This is a genomic window from Wolbachia endosymbiont of Glossina morsitans morsitans (assembly GCF_000689175.1).
Classification (GTDB): domain Bacteria; phylum Pseudomonadota; class Alphaproteobacteria; order Rickettsiales; family Anaplasmataceae; genus Wolbachia; species Wolbachia pipientis.
Window position 1 is genome coordinate 1 of record NZ_AWUH01000024.1, and the last position, 3,816, is coordinate 3,816.

Consider the following 3,816-nt stretch of genomic DNA (forward strand, 5'->3'; position numbering starts at 1 on the left):
TTTCCTCATCTCTTACCTCAATATTCTTTCTTTATATACTACGTATTCTTTGGTTTGTGGACAACCTCTCAAATCTTACTATTACCCACAAATATGAGGTTCGCGAGCAAGTCGCCATTCTTCTGCTAAATCAAAGAGACGTTTATATCCTTTCCAAAGAGTAATTGGTCCTGGTTTTGGGTCATTTTTTCTTGCTAAATGGCCTCCAAGTTCATGAAACAGCTTCTTTTATGTTGGGAACTACACTTGGACATGGTTTTCTGTGTATTTTAACGTATAAAACTTTCCATTCTTCTTCAGCTAATAAGGTTGTACATGGTAATGGTGGGTTAGCTCTTGCAATTGATGTAATAAAGAAGATCCTCCAAGCAATAATACTCATAACTGTTAGATATCTCATTAGTCTTTCTGCTATTCCAAGTCTACATTCCTCAACTTTGAGACCGGATTTAAAATTTTATGTAATATCTCTATTTTCCATCTAACGCAATTGTAAGTTAAAAACGTGATATAAAAGAGATAAGAGAGAAAGATAACCCTGCTCACTAGGAATAGCGGGCGTGCGCGACCGAAAGGAAATTGGTATTACAACCGTTGGTATCAAGGTACGCTAGCCCTATCTCTCGATACGTTTGAATAGTTGCTTGGGACATATATATGCACCCGTTTACAATCTTAAATTAACTAAAACAATCGAGGTTTATTATGGTTACATCTTATCAAAATTTTATTGGCATTGACATCGGAAAATTTAAAAATGTCGTTGCAATTCACAAACAGAAGAATGCTGTCGAATTTGATAATAATGCTTCTGGTTGGCAACAATTATTTCAAGAGTTTTCAGATATTCTACCTAATGCTTTAGTGACTTTAGAAAATACAGGGAAATATGAGCTTGGCTTATCACATTTTCTTACCGACAAAAATATTGCCGTGCATCGAGCTAATACTTGTAAAGTAAAAAGCTTTATTTTATCTCACGGGACTTTAGCAAAGTCTAGATGCAAGAGCTCTTGCTCAATATGGATTTGAACGCCATAGAACTATCTCTCTATTTGTACCTACCTCTACAGAACAATCAACTTTGGCTGCACTTTGTTAACGTCGTGATGATATTACGCAAATGAGAACTCAAGAAAAATGCAGACTTGAAGCACCGGAAAATGATCATATAAAAGAAATCTGTCAAAAGACCATTGAGTTTTTCGATAGTCAAATAAACGATCTCAATGATACTATACAAAAGATTATTGATGAAAGCCGCGAATTACAACAACGCCAAAAAATTCTTAAAACAGTTCCTGGAATAGGTAAAAAGTTATCACAAGATTTTTTGTGTTTAATGCCAGAGCTTGGTTACTTAAATAGAAAAGAAGTAGCAAGTCTTGCCGGAGTTGCACCGCATCCAAAAGAAAGTGATAAAGCTGTTGGTTACCGAAGGATTACAGGTGGTAGAAGTAACGTTCGTTCAAAGCTCTTTACAGCCGCTATGGCTGCTACAAGGTCAAAATCTATACTTGGCGCCTTTTATTCTAAGCTTGTTGAAAGTGGTAAGAAGAAGATGGTAGCTATAACAGCCCTAATGCGTAAAATTATAGTAATTGCTAATACAAGACTTAAAGAAGCAATTAATTTGCATACTTAAAAATCTTCACAACGGTAACTGAAATTGGCTAATGAATATGTGCGTCCACACAGACTTGAAGCACATATTCATTGGCTTAAGCAGAAATTGCTGTGGTAGCTGTTCGATATAAAATTCTATTTCTATGACAAACGGGTTTTTATTGCCCATATAATTTGCAAAATCACACAAATAAAAAAATTTTTAAAAAACATAGTTGATACCAACTAATTTTTTCAACAGCTTCATCGAAAGTATTAACTGAAAGATTCGTTAATAGCATCCATTCTAGCGGTTTTTTTTAAGGGAAGGGGAGTTTTCTCAACAACATAAACTGCATAAAGTGGTAATTTAGGTAGTTCTTCCGTCTTATGCCTAATATTATTCTTAGATGGATTCATCATAAACTTTCCAAATCTAACTTCCAAACGTGCTGTTCTTTTTGGCTTATTATCTTTTACAGGAACTTCAACTTCTACCGTACCTGCACAATGAGAGGATTTAATAAATGCCCATAACTTCTGCTCACCTTTTTCAGGATATCGAGATTTTCTATTTACTGCTCTATCTCTGCATGCTCTAACTAGCACTGCCGAATTAAGACTATGTGCAAGCTCAAAAAAGTCATATATATCTGCTACTCTATCGCATACAGTTATAGTCTCAGTTTGAGTTGGATCAATAATATTATTTGTTTTTCTTAAAATTTCCAACCACTTTACGCTTTCTTTATCTTCAATGCGATCGCTCTTTTTTTTGAGGTTCTCAGTTTCTTCAGGTCTTGAATAAACTTTTTGATCTAGTGTCCCTAGTACCAAACCTTCTATACTATCGGCAAGAGCTGTATGCATTATATAACTTTTGCAATATCATAACTGGACAAATTTGCTAATCCGCTTGTTTTTTTATGGTTATTATATACAATGTAACTGGTATCTTGAATGACAAGAATCCTCTTGTGAGCTTTTGTTCTCTCAACTGTTTTATCAATGTGTGAAGCTAGTATATCGACTTCTTTTACGTTCTCATTTTAAAAAAAACGATATGCTGCTTTTGCTTCTGACCAACTTCCGCATGCCTCATTAATTGAGCTTTCAGGTAAACTTATCAAACTGTCAGCAATATTTACTAATCGGTCAGTTAATCTTTTATCTCCAAGTACAGCATCTCCAAATTCATTTTTAGCCCATTCATTACTCTCGTTTGCCATTTTTATACCCTCAATATTTGCAACCTCTAATATTATAATACTTTATTTATAAGTACATTTATATTTGTGGGTAATAGTAAGGAATGACACCGTTTTGGATGGAAACCAGTGTCAGCTACTTTCATGACACCATCACAAGGTGAAATTGGATCCCAGTGGGCTTTGTTGCATCGCTCAAGTGAAAAGAACTGGCAGTTACTGACAAAATTCACTATAAATAGCCATTTAACTGTTGAAGAAAAAATATGCCACAAAAAATGAGAGTCAGTAACTGCTACGAATATAACAAATTTCTCCAAGAAAGAGGAAGCATTTATTGTTATATCAATGACGCCATAGAAAATTGGTACGAGAATTGTCAAAAAATGCAGGGCGGCAACTATATTTATAGTGATAAAGTTGTGATTTTGGTGCATATAATCGTCAGTTTCCTTAGAATTGGTTTAAGACAAACAGTCGGGTTTATAAAAGGGTATTTGCAACAAATAGGAAGAGATTTGGCAGTTATCAGCTATTCACAAGCATCAAGAAGGTTTAAGAAACTTAATATTAAGATAAATGATTGCAGAATTGATAAAAATAATATGGAAGATATCGAAATTGCTACAGGCAGTACAGGAATTAGTATATACAACAACACTCCTGGTCACAGCAATGAAAATAGCACTGACAGAAAATATCGTGGCTATGAGCAAACGCGAAAATTGCACGTAATATTGAATATAAACAACCAAAAAGCAATAGCTGTAAAATACAGTAGCAGTGCAGCAGTAACGGTGTCTACTCTGATCACTATGGAGCTTGTGATTTGCTAAAAGAAGTTGATTTTCAGCATGCCATAAAAGCACTATATGCAGATAGAGCATGTGATAGGCAGAAGTTTTATAAGTTGTGTAACAAATATGATATAAAGACAAAAATTGCACCAATAAACAATGCGGCAGAACATCCAGAAATAGATTATATGTCTGACAGGAATGCT

1 protein-coding gene and 4 pseudogenes are annotated in these 3,816 nt (G+C 34.6%); 3 read left to right on the top strand and 2 right to left on the bottom strand.

Features of this window, described 5'->3' with window-relative positions:
* Nucleotides 1-81: 81 nt before the first annotated feature.
* Nucleotides 82-489 (bottom strand): annotated as a pseudogene (locus WGMM_RS06010) (IS4 family transposase); the annotation flags it as partial.
* Between the two features lie 216 nt (nucleotides 490-705).
* Here WGMM_RS06010 and WGMM_RS00685 point away from each other — a divergent pair.
* A pseudogene (locus WGMM_RS00685) lies at nucleotides 706-1,645 on the top strand (IS110 family RNA-guided transposase).
* Nucleotides 1,646-1,838: 193 nt separating this feature from the next.
* On the opposite strand, the pseudogene WGMM_RS05455 reads toward WGMM_RS00685, so the two are convergent.
* Nucleotides 1,839-2,834: pseudogene (locus tag WGMM_RS05455) on the bottom strand (IS4 family transposase); the annotation flags it as partial.
* Nucleotides 2,835-2,942: 108 nt separating this feature from the next.
* Here WGMM_RS05455 and WGMM_RS06350 point away from each other — a divergent pair.
* Together WGMM_RS06350 and WGMM_RS05460 are read left to right on the top strand one after the other, a co-directional pair.
* On the top strand, nucleotides 2,943-3,095 hold the full coding sequence (locus WGMM_RS06350) for a hypothetical protein (RefSeq protein ID WP_240991804.1): 153 nt from the start codon (nucleotides 2,943-2,945) through the stop codon (nucleotides 3,093-3,095).
* A pseudogene (locus tag WGMM_RS05460) lies at nucleotides 3,080-3,816 on the top strand (transposase); the annotation flags it as partial. The gene WGMM_RS06350 and the pseudogene WGMM_RS05460, both read left to right, overlap by 16 nt.